The organism is Taishania pollutisoli (genome assembly GCF_014518315.1).
Lineage (GTDB): Bacteria > Bacteroidota > Bacteroidia > Flavobacteriales_D > Crocinitomicaceae > Taishania > Taishania pollutisoli.
Genome location: NZ_JACVEL010000001.1, coordinates 322,418 through 339,460, shown reverse-complemented (window position 1 = coordinate 339,460; position 17,043 = coordinate 322,418). Strand labels below are relative to the sequence as shown.

Sequence of the window (17,043 nt, the reverse complement as noted above, 5' to 3'; positions counted from 1 at the left end):
GTTTTAACTGTTGTTAACCTGTTGATGAATCCACTGATAGAGCTTTGAAACACCTGTTTCTAATGTATATGCGGGCGACCACTCAAGGTCGTTTTCAATGAGTCGGTTGTGTGAACATCTGCCGCGTACGCCGACAGGTCCGTGAATGGTTTTGATCGCATTGGTTTTCGAACTGATTGCTAAAACGAGTTTGGTGAAATCCAGCATGGAAATCATTTCTTCCGAACCAATGTTATAGGGACCGGTGTAATCTGATCGCATTAACCGGATAGTGGCATCGAGGCAATCATCAATGTACAGAAATGACCGGGTTTGCAATCCGTCTCCCCAAATTTCCACTGGTTGTCCTGAGCCGGCTTCCGCTACTTTTCTGCAGATAGCGGCCGGTGCTTTTTCTTTTCCTCCTTTCCAGGTGGATTCAGGACCGTAAATGTTGTGAAACCGGGCAATTTTTACATTTAATCCGAAATTGCGTTTATAAGAAAGATACAAGCGTTCACTCATCAGTTTTTCCCATCCGTATTCGCTGTCCGGATTGGCAGGATATGCAGAGTTTTCTTCGCAATTCGGAGTTTCCGGATTTGTTTGATTTTCTGCGGGATAAATGCACGCAGAAGAGGAGAAGAAAAGACGCTGTATTTTTTTTTCAGTGGCAACTTTTGCAACATTCAGATTGATCTGAGCTGAATTATGCATGACATTGGCATCGTTCAGTCCTGTGAAAATATACCCTGCACCTCCGACATCTCCGGCGAGCTGGTATACTTCATCCACAGCTTCATCGATATTATTCTGAACAGTGTGAATATCCCGTAAGTCTCCGATTATAAATTCATCAGCAGCAGATTCAGAAAACTCGGGGTGTTTGATGTCAATTCCTTTTACGTACAATCCTTCCTGTTTCAGACGTTTTACCAGATGACTTCCAATAAAGCCGCCCGCGCCAAGAACGATCGCCTTCTTTTTCGCTTTCATAATAGTTTAGATTCAAATAGTCTGACAAATTTCCATCGAAGGTAATAAAAGTATGTTGAAAAAGAGGAGGTCGTCAGTTTTTTACTTTGAAATGTAAATCCGGGTTTGTGTTTTTGCAATTGGGACAAGTAGGCATTAAACGCGTCGTGTGCCATTGACTGTGGTTGCGAAAACCGTTCAATTGAAAGTTGCGCAAAATGAATAAAAATCAATGGATCGTTGTTGATAAGCAGCTCGTTCGTACCTGTTTTCTGTAGTACAGCTTCTTCCTCGTTCCAACCTGCGAAATTACATCCCCTGTGTTTGATGATTTCAACGTGATCGAACAGAACGGGAATCAAATCCAGGTATTTTTGGTCGTCAAACAACCCCCGCCAGTATGCTTTTTTGATGTTATAGGTACAACAGTCAATCCACCAATCCAGTATGTGTAGTGCATTTTTCCCCGCACCGATAAACCCGGCATTATACAATCCTACACGAAAATTTGCTTCCAGCCAGTTTTGCTCTTTATGCGGATGCGCTTTGTAAAAATGAGGAGTCAACAGGAAGGAGGCTGTTTCTAATTTTTCGAACAAAAAATCGGGAGACGCATAAAAGAAAATATCATTATCAACATAGATGACGTTATCATATCCACGCTCAATGAGGTATTTTAAGTAAACCGGTTTTAATGCCCACCGAAGTTTGTCGGGGTTGTTTTTGTAGCGTTGTTTGATTTTTTCTGCCCGGGCTGAATCAAGTGATTCCAGGACAGAATGATGAATAAACGCAAGTTCCGGTTGCTCGTTTGTATCAGTAGTTAAGCAAAACAGATCCGCACCACTATATTTTCTGACCGATTCAAGGAGCGCATAGCTCTTAAACAGGTGACTTTTAGTGGATATGGTACAAACAGCTGTTTTCATGTTAATTTACTGTTGGAATGGTGTTCCAGAAATCCCAGGTCTCATCGCCGAAATGATGATAGACGTGCAATAATGCCGGTGTATAACTCTCCTGAGCTCCGATGTGTACCACATTGCCTTCCCATCGCAAAAAAGGGTTGTGATAATCTGCAATCAGGTTCCATTTCTTATTCAGTGTAGGATGCTCTTGCAATCCGAATTGCCAGACCGTTTTGATCAAGGTTCCCTGGTCCCGGGTTTTCCAGCGGGGGTTTTTAAAAATTTCCAGTGTCGATTCGTGCCACATGTTTAAAAAATCATGCGATGAGTCGTCAAATAAAAAAACACCTCCGTTCCAGTGTTGAAAATGATCATTTTTTACAGCAATGTCAAAGGTTTCCGCAATCTGTTCTTTGAGGTGATTACAGCTTAATTTCCACAGTGACCGTCCGTCAGGAAGAGCAGGGTAACCTTTCAGGTGATTCCATTTTAATCCACTTTTTTTGCTGATTTCAGCCCATCTGAAATGATGCATGAACGATTCTCCTGTTTGATCTTTCCAGGTTTTATCCTTTTTATCAAAATAGATTCCCTGCGGAATTGAGAAACGGTTGAATGAGAACAAAAATCTGAGTCCGACGGCTATTTTGCGGGGAATGGAATTGTTTTGCTGATAAAACGATACCAGTTTTTTCCGGTTTTCAATGATCGATGGTTTGGAAGATGTTCTGAGCGGATCGATTGCAACCAGATTTTTTTCAATTCGATTGGAATAAGTATCATATAACGAAATGCAGTCACAATTAACAGCATAGGCCGAAAACTGCTCCATTGTGCAATGATCAGGGGCAAAGGAGATGGGTGAAACAAATTCATTGAATACGTCATCCACCTCTTCCGATAAAGCGAGAATGTCCGTGTCCAGGTAGCAATAGCGGTTTCCCTTGGGGAAATAGTGATGTATTCCTGTTTTCAGAAAAATACTGGCTTGATGGTGGTTGAATGCCTCCGGAGTTCTGACATCAACTACTTTATCATGAATAACCGGAATCTCGTTGCGGGAAGTATCCGTCAATACCCAAATTTCATTGGAAGTATATTTTTTCAGATATTCCAGTGAAAAGTGCAGGGTGTCAATGTGTTCCCGTGCCCCGCAAACGACAAAAATGAAACTATTTTTCATAAGGATCATTTTTAAACCAGTTTGTCATCTCTTGAATTCCCTGTTCGATAGAACAGATGGGTTTATATCCGGTATAGCTCTCCAGTTTTGATGTGTCGCTATGTGTTGATTTCAATTCATTGAGAGGAAGTGTCGCATATTGTATTTGCAATGGTTTTTCCAGGTAGTGCGCAATAAGTTCGGCATAACGATGTACGGAAACAGGGGCACCGTTTCCGATATTGAAAATTTGGTGTGTTCCCGGCCGCTCACCAACAATTTTATTCACTAACAGGCGAATGGATGTAACGATATCACTCACATGCGTAAAATCTCTGAATACATTTCCTTCGTTGTATAACGTGACAGGATTCCCGTTGCTGATTGCCTTCATAAATTTATATGCGGCCATATCTGTTCGGGTCCAGGAGCCATAAACGGTAAAAAAACGCAATCCGATGGCAGTGATCCCGAATTGACGGCAGTAATTGTCAATCATTAGCTCTGTCATGCGCTTACTTGTACCATAAAATGACAGTTGCTTGTCATGCGGAGAATCCTCATGCATAATGGATTGACTCGGTTCATACACGGAAGAACTGCTTGCATAAATCAGGTAATTTACTCCGTTTTTCCGGCATTGTTCTAATACATTGAATGTTCCTTCCACATTTTGATGGAAATAGCGTGCAGGATTGTTCAATGAACCAGAGATTCCGGTTTCCGCTGCCAGGTGAATCAGCACATCCGGTTTTGTGTGCATCTGATCAATAAAACCTGAATGAATCGAATGTTCATCACTGGCTCCGAAGTGAACGGACCGTTGCCGGGAAGCAGCAGCTTGTAAATTATCCATGCCGGATACTTCCACGTATGATTGCAGCTCTTTTTGGAGGTGAGAACCAATGAAGCCTGCAGCTCCTGTGATGAATATTTTGTTCATAGTGTTTTCGGACGAAATATAGGTATTTTATTTATAAATAGATATATCAGGTAAAACGGATTGATCATGAAGATGATCATCGATTTATAGAATGCTTCTATCTTTACGTTAAAGAATAAGTCGATTCCGATATGAAGGGAAAGTAATAAACATCCATATATGATTGTCATTTTTTTATTCAGTAATCCGAACCCCGAGGTAATTTCTATCAAAAGCGCGATCATTAGTAGTGTGGCCATGAATTCTTTGTGATCAAATACGAATTGAACTTTTGAAGAAAGAATCGATTCCGCAGGAATTTTTCCGTCAAAATAATTCATTTGATTCGATTTTAGTAGTTGTAATGTCATCAAACGGGCATCATATAACCAGGATAATCCTGAGGTCCAGATTTTTGATAATCCTGCCAATGTGTAACAGGCTACAATTACTTGAACGGGATAAAAAATCCGGTTTTTATGTAATAAAATCTGATTCGGATTGTTTTTATAGAATAAATAGGCAAAAAACTGAGCCAACCAAATCAGTGTAAATACTCCGGTTCGGGCAGACACACCAAATGATTCATGAAGAGAAAACACAAGTAAAGCAATGCAGAAAATGCCAAACGTTGAAATAATCATTTGTTTCTCCATGATGTACAGAATAGAGAAGACGAGTAATAAGCTAATGATAACTACTTTAAACACGTCAGAAAGTAGCGGGTTACAATCGAACAATGAACAGATTCCTTTCCCGGAGGATATAGAATTAATAGGGATTAATGTTGAAACGAGTTGATTGATCGAAAACAAGATGAATGGAATTTTAATGCATAACCATTCCAACTTTTGATTTGTGTTATTGAGATTACTTAACATAAGTAGTGCAAAGAATAGTTGTATCCGAAATCAATTTATTGTCCTTTATGTAATTGTATATCCGGTATAACCTTACTTCTTCAACTGAAGATTCTCTGAGTTTTTCCCAGTGAATCACCTGGCGAGTAATACGTTCCCCAACTACTTTTAAATCGGCTACTGACTCGATGCCATATCCATGTCCTATCTTCTGATTATCGCACTCTGTGTAATAGAGATGACTAAGTTCTGCATGATGGACAATCATGTATTTGTTCAGATTGTTATTGTGTTCATCTTCAAGGTAAAAAGTATAAGACCAATTGGGAAAATTATTGTACATCGGATAAACTGAAAACGGATACGTTTCTGTTACAAAAAACGTAATTAAAAGTACCCCGAAGTAGAAAGGGTATTTGACAAAAAGATGTATTAAATTGTTAGTGAGTTTTTTCATAGTATTGCAGCTATTTTATACCCATTGTTGCACCCATTTTTCCATAATGAGTAATTTCCATAATTTCCAGTTGTAGGACTCTTTATATAAATCATCAATGTATGATTGTTTGATCAGCTTCAACTCAACCAACCTGCTGTTTTTAAGTTGATCTTTGTACCAGTTGAGATCCATGTAGTAAGCGTCGGGACCTACAAATCCTTGTTTTTTTCGTTCTAAAATTTCTTTTGGAAGTTGTTGTTCAATGTTTTTGTACAATAAATACTTCGTTTGGTCTTTCCGGAAATACGTTTTTTCATCAAGTTTAAAAACGTACTCAAAGAGTTCATGGTCGAGAAAAGGAACACGCACCTCAAGTGAATTGGCCATGCTTGCCCTATCTATTTTTGTCAGTACGAGCTCTCCCATGAAGCACTTTACATCCATGTATTGAATCGATTTCAGCGGAGATACCTCTTTTTTGAAATGCTTACGATAAAACCAATGGACATCTTCAGGAATGTATTGATGTAGATCAGGATGCAACATCTTTTTCAACTCTTCCCGGTCAAACCAACCCATTGCCATCGCGTTTGCATAGTAGTTGACCGGATCATTTTTAAATAACTTTCGTTTGAGTTTATCCAATACCGAGGAAGGGTATTGCTGATTGAAAAAATCGTGTTGCCAGGTATATCCCCCAAAGAGTTCATCGGCACCTTCTCCACTCAAAACGGCTTTCACACGCGAGCGAGCGAGTTGACTTACCATATAGGTTGGAACAATAGAGATATCTGCAATCGGTTCATCGTATACCACTGCCATACGGTCAACCAGTCTCAGGCTTGTTTCGTCTGCAACAACCGATTCATTGGGAACATTCAGGTGATTGGCCACAATTTTTGCAAAGTGATCTTCGCTTTTCTCCCATTTTGAAAACCCAATTGAAAAGGTTGCCGGTTTTTGCCCCAGCTGATCCATGTAAGCAACCAACGTGCTGCTGTCATAACCACCGCTTAGAAACGAACCCACCGGAACGTCGGCATACATGTGCTGTCTGACAGATTCCTGCAGAATGGATCCAACCTGTTCGATCATCTGTTGGTCGGATTGTTGCTGGTTGTCAACAGGAATTGTCCAGTATTCGACGAGTTTACAATTCAAGGTTTGTAAATCAACAGTTGCATAATGTGCCGGAGGAAGTTTATGAATGTGTTTCCAAATTGTTTTCGGAGATGGAATGTAACGGTACACAAAGTAATCTGCAAATGAGGAGAAATCCATTTCCTTCTGAATGATGTTGGCAGCGTGAATGGCTTTCAATTCAGAGGCAAATAGTAATTGATCATTTTGAAAGACATAATACAACGGCTTGATTCCAAAGCGGTCACGAACGAAATAAAGTTGCTGTTTTTCTTCATCCAGCAGTGCGAATGCAAACATTCCCTTTAAATGGTTCACGACATCAATTCCCCATTTTCGATACCCGGCCAGGATGACTTCTGTGTCCGTTGAGGTCTTGAATTCATAACTGTCGGAAAGTTCTTTTTTGAGCTCCGGAAAATTGTAAATCTCCCCGTTAAATGTGATAATGACCTTTTCCGAATTGTCTTTCATCGGTTGTTTTCCCTGCTCGGATAAATCCAGGAAGGACAAGCGTCGGTGCCCCAACGCGTAATGCCCGTTTTCGGAAATGTACGTGTCGCCACCATCCGGCCCCCGATGCATGAGGGTGTCGGTCATTTGTTGAATGACAGATGGAGAAATTCTATTGTGTATGTCAATATATCCGGTTATTCCACACATTTCAATTTCTTTTTCGCTTCAAATAGTTATAGACAGATTTTTTTTCCTTTTTCAGATTGATACCAAAAATAAGAAGAAAATAGTAGATCGAATAATTTACAATTTTACTTAAAACAGATCTTAAACGACAGGTAATCCAATGCAATAAATTGTAATGAAATATGATCAGATACGGGATAATAAAATAAATCCATTGAAGATCGATACTGATCAATAAGATCGCATAAGTTACAGGTAGTAATACCTGATAATAATAATTGGGAAAAAGTAATCTTTTCTCTGTTTTCTTAAACAAATGGATGAGACTGTATAGAACGATTATCAGTAAAAACAGTGCATATGTCCAATGAAAAAAGTAAGCATATAGCAACCAGATTACAAATAACAATCCAACCTCAATCCACATACAGAAATATACAAGGCTTTTTGTTTTTTTAATTCCTATTACATGCGGGATTAGCTGTATTCCCACTTTCCGATCATTGTCATAATCGCTCAATTGGTGAACGATAATATTTCTACATCCTGCAATAAAAAAAGTGGCGGTAATGAATAATAGATAAATATCCGTTGTATGCTGATAATATAAAGAAAATGTTACCAGGCAGAGTGTAAAAGGGATTGTATATGCATATAAGGAATCAATGATAATGGAGAGAATCCAGTTTTCTTTCAGTCTGAAAAGCGGATGAGAGTAAAGGAAAAAGATCACTACTTCGGATACGATAAGTGCGATAGAATATTCATTAGCGGGGAGAAGAATCCAGGGGGAAAACATGCAGATGATACTACTGAAAAGCAGCCCCCTTTTTTGTCGTTTTGTTAAACTCCCCAGTACCGTTTTTTTTCCGGCTTTTCGGTCAATTTCAAGATCATAAAAATCATTGATATAATACCCGAATGCTGCAAAACCAATAGAAGATACGACAAAAAGTAATAGGTGTAATAAAATACTGGTATTAAAAGAACCGTCAAAATAATAGATAAAGAAATAACAAAATCCAAAAATTTGAGGAATAAAGCTGATGATCCAGTCTTCCATACGAACTGAATGCAAAAAAACAGCAACTTTATTTTTTCTATGATGCATTACATCTTTTGTATGATGTTGGGACCAGGTTTAATCGCTTTAATTTCATACCACTCTAAATAGGGGGGGAGTGAGTTTTTTAGCGGATCCGGCATGATATGAAAATCGACCACAAATTTATTTCCTTTATCCTGATTTGTAGGAATTTTCATGAGTTGACAAAATTCCAATTGAAACCCCTCTTTCCGGAGTATCATTAATAATTTCTCTTTAGGAATAATGTTTAATTTTATATGTTTATTGTTGTGTTTTACCCATTTACGAATGTCTTTTTGCTCGCTTTTTGTGTATGGCGTTTTTTCAAATAAGTCTTTGATATAGATAACCCCATCAGGTTTTAGTAATTGCTTTGCTCTTTTTATAACTTTTCTCGGATTGTTTGAATGAACGAGTGATTCCATGAAATAAATAATATCATAGTGATTATGCTTAAAGTTTGATAATAAATGAAAATCATCTTTAAAGACAGTAATTTTTTCATCTAACCCATGCTTTGACACAAGTTCTTTTCCGAATGAAACCTGCTCTTTGGAAATTGTTACAGCGTCAATCGTGATCGTGTTTAATTTTGCTAATTCCACAGCGACTCCACAGACTCCACAGCCAGCATCGAGTATGGTTAATCCATCCTGAATCCCCATCTGACCTGCGTAATACTGTATCAATTGATCATCATTCTCTGCAACTTTAGACTGAAAAATTAATCCAAAACCAGTTAAATAATTGGCTGTCCAGGCATCATAATAGTCTTCGACCTTTTTGGGAGTAAGATAATTGGTTATTTTTTTTAACATATTCGTCTATTAATTATATTTCCATTCTACAAATAGTTTCAGTGGGTTGGGATAGATTTCAAGTAAATCTATTTTTTCACTTTCTAACCTTATCGTATAACAAGAAATAAAAGATTTTGTAATATTTTTTTTGTCTTTAATCAAAAAGACAGAAACACTATATTCACCGGCTTTCAAATTTTTCTTTCCAATCGAAAATGTAACGTTTAGTTCTGTATCTATTTCCGATGGGCTTATATTTTTGACACTATCAATAGAGCTGATGACAAACCTGGATTGTATCGAATTATTATAATCAAATGAGAGGCCAACATCAAGTGTTGGCTTCTGATTGATATTGCTGAAAGATAAATGAAAAGTAATTTCTTCGTTTGTTTCAATATGCTTAATATTTTCTAAACGTATCTTTTGATCGAGTTTAAAATAAGCTGTTTCATTGAACACAAAAGTGGCATCATTATTAGAAACAATCTGACCGTTTGAGATTTGTAGAATTCTTGTACAAATGTTTAATAAAAATTCAGTATTGTGACTGACAATAATTGCGGTAATGCCGTTTTCTATTTTCTGCCGCAGAATAGTTAATGCTTTTTCCGTAAAGTATTGATCACCAACAGCAAGTACTTCGTCGAGTAGATAAATGTCACAATCCAAGTGCACCATGATGCTAAATGCCAACCGAAGGTACATCCCGCTTGAATAGGTTTTTACTGGTTGATGAATGAAATTTTCTATTTCACTAAATGCAATGATCTCATCAATTTTTTGCTCAATTTCTTTTTTTCTTGCGCCCAATAGAATTCCATACAAAAAAATGTTTTCTCTTCCGCTCAATTCTAAGTTAAAACCTGCTCCTAGTTCTAAAATAGCGCCAACTTTACCTTTTATTTTAATGATTCCCCCGGTTGGTTTGGAAACACCGGAGAGTAGCTTTAATAAAGTACTTTTTCCGCTTCCATTAGGTCCTGTTATTCCTACTACTTCACCTTTTGAAATCCCTAAAGAAATATTTTTCAGCGCATAGAAGTCTGTTGCGGAATTTGTATTCGGCACATTCAAAAAAGAATATTTTTTTGACACGTTTGTTAACTCAATTAATATGTTTTTATCCATAATTTAAAGGCCAATAGATCGTCTGATTCGCTCCAGTACAGGTTGGGTTCTTAAAATGTCTTTTCTATCCAGTATCTTACACATGATGGAATGGTCAATTTGTTCTTCCAGGATTACTTCCTGCGGAATTATTTGTGAATAAACCGAGTATTTAACAAAAAAAATATCTTTTACGGTTAACTTTAGTATCCTGTTTTTGTCACGATTATATGAATAATGAATCAATTGAGCGTCTTGAGGTATAAATCCTAACGCACAAGCAATTCTTCTTGTTTGAGAAACATTTGCCGGGGATTGATGAATTATTCTTGCGTCATAAATAAGCACCTGCCCCTTTTTAAGGAAAAACGGTTGAAGTAATCTTTTTAAAAACGTACCTGATTGATCCCTTAATTGCTTTAAAGGATCTTCAATACCGGTCCCTCTGTATGTGATGGGTAATTTATGTGTACCCGGAATTAACTGAATCACACCATTTTCCTTTGTTAAATCTTCCAGAGGAGTCCATGCATTTAAAAATACATATTTACGTTCATCGACAAGGCTCCAGTCCTGATGAGCAATTACCTCCGAGTTGTTACCAGGTTCTTTAACAACAAAGCTGGCAGTTACCAATCGATAATCAAAAAGTAAATCATTCACTTTTTGTCCTAAAGTAGCATTCAGATATTCGTACGTTTTTGCCTTAATTTCTTCGTTTTTTAAGTGAAGTGAAGAATGAAATCCATGTAATTCATTGTGGTATTCGTTTGCGTAAAAATTCTTAATGTCAGTAAATTCATCCGGGGTAAATAGTTGAACACAGACGAAGCCGTATTGCCGAAATTTTGTTTCCAATTCATCGCTATTAAATATTCTTCGCATGGAGTCAGGATAGTTTTAACAATGACAATATTTTATGGACCAGATTTCGTCGCAATGGCTGTTGAATTTCCCATATTTTTTGCAGATCACTTTCAGAAAAAATGGCAAACTCAGTTACATTCTCCAGTGTATCATAAGGCAACGTGAATGTAGGTTTGTTAAATTGATTATGAACATGTTTGAAATAAAAGTCTTTATTCGCTGTATATTTCAACAACCGGTTTTCATCTTTTTCGTAAAACAGGTGAAATACTTCGGCTTGTTTTGGTACCACGCTGATTACAATAGCGGGACGAACGGATTTACTTTTATTAACCGGAGAAGCATGAATACACCTGTGATCATATACAAGAGCCTGCCCGGCTTTCATTGGAAGGTATGTTAACCTTCCAACATGGAAGGCCGCATGATTCTGTAAAGCATCAGGGATACACGAGCCCCTGTATGTAAAGGGGAGTTTATGTCCTCCTTTCATGATATGGATCGCCCCATTGTCAAAATCAACATCGACTAACGGAATCCAAATATTAAAGGAAGCATATTTGGTTTCGTCAACTAAGGTCCAGTCCTGATGAGGATACATTTCGCTATTGCCCCCCTTCCCTTTTACCATAAACGTATTAATAACAACTTCATAGTCATTAAAAAGTGTTTTCGTTAGTTTATTTGCAAGCGATTCTATATATAAATCGATTTTCTCTTTGTAACCATCTATCGGCGCATATACAGAAGAAAGAAACCCTTCCTGAAACCACGGTGTTTCTTTTTGAAAAAAACGGAGTAAATCTGAAAGACTTTCTTTGTCCAGAGCGTCTGTAATAAAAAAGCCGTCAACATCGTATTTATTTTGATGCTGCGCATCTTTAAAGATAGATTTCATAAACGGATTTTGGTTGGCGATCAGTTGATGAATCTGATCGTCAGAAATGTTGTTTTCCGGCATTTGAATGACTTTTATTACATTAGTTTGTTCTGATATTTTGTTGCTTCCGTAATAGAAATGATAATAAAATTCAGTGGGAGCATTATAAAGTGTCAATCCTTGCTCATTCTGAAAATAATGCAAAGGTTGAGCTTTTACTGGTATACAGGCACATCCTGCTGCCATTCTAACGGAAGATGATTTATTAGGGGGAGACATGTGTATACACTTCAGGTCATAAATTAAAGCTTGCCCCTTTTTTAAAAAAACAGGCGTTAATGTTCTGTAATCATTCAATAAATTACCGTTGAATGCAGAATTGATATTACTTCCTCTGAGAGTTGGTGACATCAGATGACTTCCAGCAACAATATAGAGTGCGCCGTTTTGCTCTGTTACGTTGTCGAGTGCCAACCAGATATTTACACCTGTATATTCTGCTTCATCAACCATATTCCAGTCCTGATGAGGAGGAACTGCACTATTATCATGGGGGTACTTAACAACAAAGTTACCAATCAGGGGAGTATATTCCTGTAAATAATCACTGCACAATTGATTCATAAACGGATATAAAAGCCTGTGCACATTCTCCTTATAATCAGGATTGGGATTGTCCATCGTTGACTCAAAAGGAGTCTGTGTATTGTCGGTTAATTGTTGATAGCCATTTATAATTTGATCAATTGTGTCATTTCCCAGCGGGGAATCAACTATAACGTATCCATGTTGCTCAAAAAAAAGCTGATTTCTCTTATCGCTAAAAACAGGCTGTTTCATTTCATTAATTTTTTTAAAAACCGGGATAGTTTATTCTGGGGATACTGACTTCTCATGAAAGAAATAACATGCTCTATATCGGGTGTTTTTGTGTATCTTTCTGTTGTGCCGATCACTTCTGAATATGCTTTTGGATTTTGAGAGAAGGATTTGATATCTCTGTAGTAATCAGTTCGGTTTACCTTTAATATTTCAATATTTTCATGACCATTCTCCACGTTACGGAAATAATGAATGAAGTTAGAATGCTTGGTGAAAATACCGGAATGCAGAACCATCCGTTTTTCATCTTTTAAATTTGCGGGAGATCCATGAAATAAGCTATGAGAAAAAATACAAGCCTGCCCTTTTTTAATCGTTAAATTCTGAATATGCCGGGTTACTTTAGGATTGTTTATGTCAATGTATAAAGAAGGATTGTTGACCGACCGGATTGTTCCTTTAAATTGCCGGTGAGTTCCCGGTAATACACATAGACCGCCATTTTCTTCTGTCGTGTCGACTAATGGTATCCATAACCCCATTGAGATATCTTCAAATTCGTCAACCAGATTGTAGTCTTGATGAAGATTGAAATGTGTATTATTTTTATCCTTTCCCTTCACTAAAAAAGTTGCTCCTTCAATATAGCAGTCTTTCATATATGTTTCCAATAACGGATTGGCTACACGTTTCATCAAATCACTTAATTCCTGATTTAGTTCTGGTTCCCATGAATATACACTGGTGAAAATACCATCGTCAAAAGATGCATTTTTTCTCTCCCAAAAATCCAGAAAGACAGCAATGTGCTCATCGTTGAAAAAATCGACAATTACGTAACCGTTTTCATTAAAAAAAGCTTGTAATTCAGGATGGTTAAAAATTTTCATAGAGTGTATTTAATAGAAGAATTCTGAAGCTTCCTGTTCTATAGGAGTCGTGAAATTGTGCTGTTCAAACAAATGTAAAAAATTTTCCTCATCTTTTTTCTCAAATGCACTCAAAAGATGAAATACCCCGTCTTTTTTTCGAAGTAAATTCTTAATAATTTCAGTTTGTTCACCGGATGTATATCGGGACTCTAATTTCTTATATAATTGCTGATTAAATCCTGAATCCGGACCATTCATAAATTCTGCAATAGAAGAGATACTAAGATAAAAATCAGAAAATAACGAAGTGGGATTAGAAAATAAGATTCGTAATTTTAACGGAAGAGACGGATCGACAGTACTCCTGATTGCTTGTTTTATTTGAAGAGTGAGTACTGTTTCCATGAGATTGGTAGCAGGAAAATCAGAGGCGGCTCTACCCATTCTGTCAGAATAGAGAATCGATTGATCCTGGTACATGAATTCAACCTGAGTAAGGGCTTTGTCAAATTCTTTTTGATTTTGTTCTCCTATATTATTGTTTGGCGTGATCGGGTGTTTCATCCATCTGTGCAGCACTTCTTTAAGCTGTTCAGGTGAAAAATTCGCCAAAGAAAGGTCATGAGGAGTTGTTAAAATGTTGGTTTCAAAAAGTAAATTTTCCCGATTTGCAAAGTCCAGAATAGATGGATATTCTGCCCAATTATGAGTCATATAAGTGGGGGAAATAATGACATACCGGTCATTTTTTTTCACAATGTCCCTAAACTGAAAAACGTGTTCTATTACGCGTTCAAATTGGGCATTAACTCTTATTTTTTCATAGGTATCTTTCGTTATTGAATCAAGCGAAACAACCAATTGAAGGTTCACTAATTTTTCGAGTACCCTCTTAACACGATTATTAAAAATAGTCCCGTTTGTTGTAATATAGATCTTACAACCGGGATTTAATTCGATAAATAAATCCCATATATCCAGGTATAAGTCAATTAAAAAAGGTTCTCCTCCGAAAAATTTAGCTTCTTTCAGATGTGGAATATATGACTTTAACTGATTGATAAAGTCCTTGTTGTACCGTTGAGGGATGGGGGGGAGTTTTTCCCGGTTTTTTCTGATGCTACTGGACAATAAGCCGATACACATAACACATTCAAGGTTGCAGGTGTTAGATAATTCAAAGCTAATTACCTGAGGGTATTCTATAAATTTACCAATTGAAATTTTATTAGTTAATTTTGATTGTGTTCTATTGATGTATGTTTTGCCATAAATGTCATACAATTTGGAACGCATTTGACCATAGTTTTTAGAATGAAAATCAGATGAGCACACTTTACAACCTTCCGGAAAAGACCGTGTTTTCATTTGTTTTCTATGCTTCTGAGCAACGTTTCCAAACCAAATTTCATCAATGGTTTGTTCCGGGAACTTTCCCATTGGCATAAAACGTGTAAAACTACAAGCAGATACAACTCCGTTTTGAGCAAAATGCATGCTGTAGTTCGGTGCGTGACATAGACTACTTTTATCTAAACAATTACGATCCTTATTATAGTCTTTATACATAACTCTTCTATATATAGTCTGATAGTCGATTTTCCTTCCTGTTATAGACGTACATACCGGTTAAAAGGAGTGCCAAAACAATAAAAAAATTGATCAACCAGATCCAGTTAAATTCCCCAAAGCCAAATAAACACCATCTCCAGGCCTGTATTACATTTGCCATTGGGTTGAGATCCAATACAAACGTATATTGAGATGGTAAAATATCACTACTGAAAAACACAGGGGAAAACCAAATGCCGAAATACAGAAGGAAGGGAATTAAATGTAGTACATCTCGTTTCTTGTACGCGAAAACCGAAATCCAGAATACGAGACAGAGCGCACAGGCTGTATTGTAAAACAAGACAATAGGCAAAAAAATAATTTTCCATGATATTACCTGTCCGAAGTAAAAGAGTAACGGGATGAGTAATAGTAAACTAATTCCTAATTCAACCAGTGCAATGACCATTTTTGAAAGCGGGATGACACTTTTCGGAAAGTAAATTTTCTTGATTAACTGAGCCGATTCCTGCAAGCCGAATGTTCCTGCATTGACAATATAAGAGAAATAACTCCATCCGAGCAATCCACTTAGTACATACACTGGGTAATCAATTCCTTCTGTTTTCCATTGAAGAAGAAAACCAAAGAAAAATGTGTAGATGATTAAGGACGTTAACGGTTGTAACAATGTCCAACCCAACCCGATCACCGTCTGTGAATACTTAACCTTTAAATCCCGTTTAGCAAACACCCAGATCAATGAACGATACTTTCGGATATTTCTGAAATAAGCCCCGAATGTATCGGGTTCAGCAGTCATGATGTGTAGTTCATCACCATCATTTTTCATCCCAGTATGATTTAATAGTGTTACAAATGTATTCGACTACCTCGTTTCCCATTTCAGTATGTAAAGGAAGACGTAGTAACTGATCTGAAATAGTGGAGGCATTTGTCAACTTTCCGGGTGAAAAAGAATGTCCTTTTAGTGTTTGATGTAGTGGAATGTAATGAAACATTGCTTCTATTCCGTTTTGTGATAAGTAAGATGCGAGCTGTTCACGCTCTTTTTTATTTTTTAATAGTAAATAAAATTCATGGTAATTTTCGGCAATATATTTTTCAGCGATTAGTATCAACTTCCCTTTTCGTTCCAATGGCTGTAATTCTCTGTAATAGTGTCTTGAAATCCGGTTGCGGTGTATCAGTATTTCTTCATAACGAATCAACTGATCATACAACGCAACCGCATTCATCTCATTCATCTGGAATTTGGAACCGACATCTACCCATTCATAATAAGGAGCATTTCCTTCCATGAAATCTTCACGATTGGTTCCTATGTGATAGATGTGACCGGCCCGCTTGCGAAATTTCGGGTTGTTGACCAGTAACAAACCTCCCTGAACAGCCGAAATTTGTTTGGTGATATCAAAACTGATCACCCCAAAGTCACCGATTGTTCCGAGCGGTTTTCCCTCAAATGTATTTCCGAATGCCATTGCTGCATCCTCCACCAAAAAGAGCTGGTGCTTTTCACAAATCGCTTTCAAACGATTCAGATCGCATGCATGACCGGCATAATGAACCGCTACGATGGCTTTTGTTTGCGGTGTGATGAGCCCTTCTACCAGATCCAGATCAATATTCAGCGTCTCCGGCTCAATGTCTGCAAAAACCGGAGTTGCTCCCCTGGATACAAAAGCATTGGCAGAAGATACAAATGTGAAAGAAGGAATGATGATTTCATCTCCCTTTTCAATATCCATCAACAAGGCAATCATTTCGAGTGCACCGGTAGCCGAATGCGTAAGAAATAATTTGGAATCCGGGTAAATGGGGCTTAAAATGGAAAGACACTGATTGGAAAAGTGCTTTTTGCGAAACAAATTATAATCAGAATACAGCAACTCAATATGTTGAAGATAATTTGTAGTTTTACCAATGTTGTTGAATAAAATGTTCATAGTTGATTCGCGTAGCACATATCATTAACCCTGTAAAGGTAAACGAAAAATCGG

General features: G+C 37.3%; 16 protein-coding genes. All 16 read right to left on the bottom strand.

Translation table 11 applies throughout. The annotated features are described in order from the left end of the window. Positions 1-3: 3 nt before the first annotated feature. The 16 genes from H9Y05_RS01460 to rffA are packed head-to-tail and all read right to left on the bottom strand — an operon-like array spanning position 4 to position 16,989. A complete protein-coding gene (locus H9Y05_RS01460; RefSeq protein WP_216713304.1) occupies positions 4-975 on the bottom strand; it encodes an NAD-dependent epimerase/dehydratase family protein in 972 nt (323 codons plus the stop codon). Then, positions 972-1,883, bottom strand: coding sequence for a glycosyltransferase family protein (locus tag H9Y05_RS01455; RefSeq protein WP_163492390.1), 912 nt, complete (start codon positions 1,881-1,883; stop codon positions 972-974). The genes H9Y05_RS01460 and H9Y05_RS01455 overlap by 4 nt, the downstream gene beginning before the upstream one ends. Before the next feature lies 1 nt (position 1,884). Continuing rightward, positions 1,885-3,045: a hypothetical protein gene (locus H9Y05_RS01450; RefSeq protein WP_216713303.1), complete on the bottom strand. Its 1,161-nt coding sequence runs from the start codon at positions 3,043-3,045 to the stop codon at positions 1,885-1,887. Beyond that, on the bottom strand, positions 3,035-3,967 hold the full coding sequence (locus tag H9Y05_RS01445) for an NAD-dependent epimerase/dehydratase family protein (protein ID WP_163492392.1): 933 nt from the start codon (positions 3,965-3,967) through the stop codon (positions 3,035-3,037). Before H9Y05_RS01445 ends, H9Y05_RS01450 begins: the two co-directional genes overlap by 11 nt. After that, positions 3,964-4,794, bottom strand: a complete 831-nt coding sequence (locus tag H9Y05_RS01440) for a hypothetical protein (protein WP_163492393.1) — start codon at positions 4,792-4,794, stop codon at positions 3,964-3,966. The genes H9Y05_RS01445 and H9Y05_RS01440 overlap by 4 nt, the downstream gene beginning before the upstream one ends. Before the next feature lie 22 nt (positions 4,795-4,816). Further along, the gene (locus tag H9Y05_RS01435) at positions 4,817-5,263 is read right to left on the bottom strand and encodes a hypothetical protein (RefSeq protein WP_163492394.1); all 447 of its coding nucleotides are present in this window, start codon (positions 5,261-5,263) and stop codon (positions 4,817-4,819) included. Positions 5,264-5,278: 15 nt separating this feature from the next. Next, positions 5,279-7,048, bottom strand: coding sequence for an asparagine synthase (glutamine-hydrolyzing) (gene asnB, locus H9Y05_RS01430; protein WP_216713302.1), 1,770 nt, complete (start codon positions 7,046-7,048; stop codon positions 5,279-5,281). 1 nt (position 7,049) lies between these two features. Beyond that, a complete protein-coding gene (locus tag H9Y05_RS01425; protein WP_216713301.1) occupies positions 7,050-8,138 on the bottom strand; it encodes a UbiA family prenyltransferase in 1,089 nt (362 codons plus the stop codon). After that, positions 8,138-8,932: an SAM-dependent methyltransferase gene (locus tag H9Y05_RS01420; RefSeq protein ID WP_163492397.1), complete on the bottom strand. Its 795-nt coding sequence runs from the start codon at positions 8,930-8,932 to the stop codon at positions 8,138-8,140. The genes H9Y05_RS01425 and H9Y05_RS01420 overlap by 1 nt, the downstream gene beginning before the upstream one ends. A 9-nt stretch (positions 8,933-8,941) precedes the next feature. Continuing rightward, on the bottom strand, positions 8,942-10,045 hold the full coding sequence (locus tag H9Y05_RS01415; protein WP_163492398.1) for an ABC transporter ATP-binding protein: 1,104 nt from the start codon (positions 10,043-10,045) through the stop codon (positions 8,942-8,944). A gap of 3 nt (positions 10,046-10,048) precedes the next feature. Beyond that, on the bottom strand, positions 10,049-10,909 hold the full coding sequence (locus tag H9Y05_RS01410) for a phytanoyl-CoA dioxygenase family protein (protein ID WP_163492399.1): 861 nt from the start codon (positions 10,907-10,909) through the stop codon (positions 10,049-10,051). A gap of 4 nt (positions 10,910-10,913) precedes the next feature. After that, positions 10,914-12,611: a phytanoyl-CoA dioxygenase family protein gene (locus tag H9Y05_RS01405; protein WP_216713300.1), complete on the bottom strand. Its 1,698-nt coding sequence runs from the start codon at positions 12,609-12,611 to the stop codon at positions 10,914-10,916. Next, entirely contained in the window at positions 12,608-13,483 is an 876-nt protein-coding gene (locus H9Y05_RS01400; protein WP_216713299.1) for a phytanoyl-CoA dioxygenase family protein, read from the bottom strand. Before H9Y05_RS01400 ends, H9Y05_RS01405 begins: the two co-directional genes overlap by 4 nt. Positions 13,484-13,492: 9 nt before the next feature. Beyond that, positions 13,493-15,034, bottom strand: coding sequence for a radical SAM protein (locus H9Y05_RS01395; protein WP_163492402.1), 1,542 nt, complete (start codon positions 15,032-15,034; stop codon positions 13,493-13,495). Between the two features lie 7 nt (positions 15,035-15,041). Then, positions 15,042-15,872, bottom strand: a complete 831-nt coding sequence (locus tag H9Y05_RS01390) for an ABC transporter permease (RefSeq protein ID WP_163492403.1) — start codon at positions 15,870-15,872, stop codon at positions 15,042-15,044. After that, complete coding sequence (gene rffA / locus H9Y05_RS01385; RefSeq protein ID WP_216713298.1) at positions 15,862-16,989, bottom strand: dTDP-4-amino-4,6-dideoxygalactose transaminase; 1,128 nt, start codon at positions 16,987-16,989, stop codon at positions 15,862-15,864. Before rffA ends, H9Y05_RS01390 begins: the two co-directional genes overlap by 11 nt. Positions 16,990-17,043 lie beyond the last annotated feature (54 nt).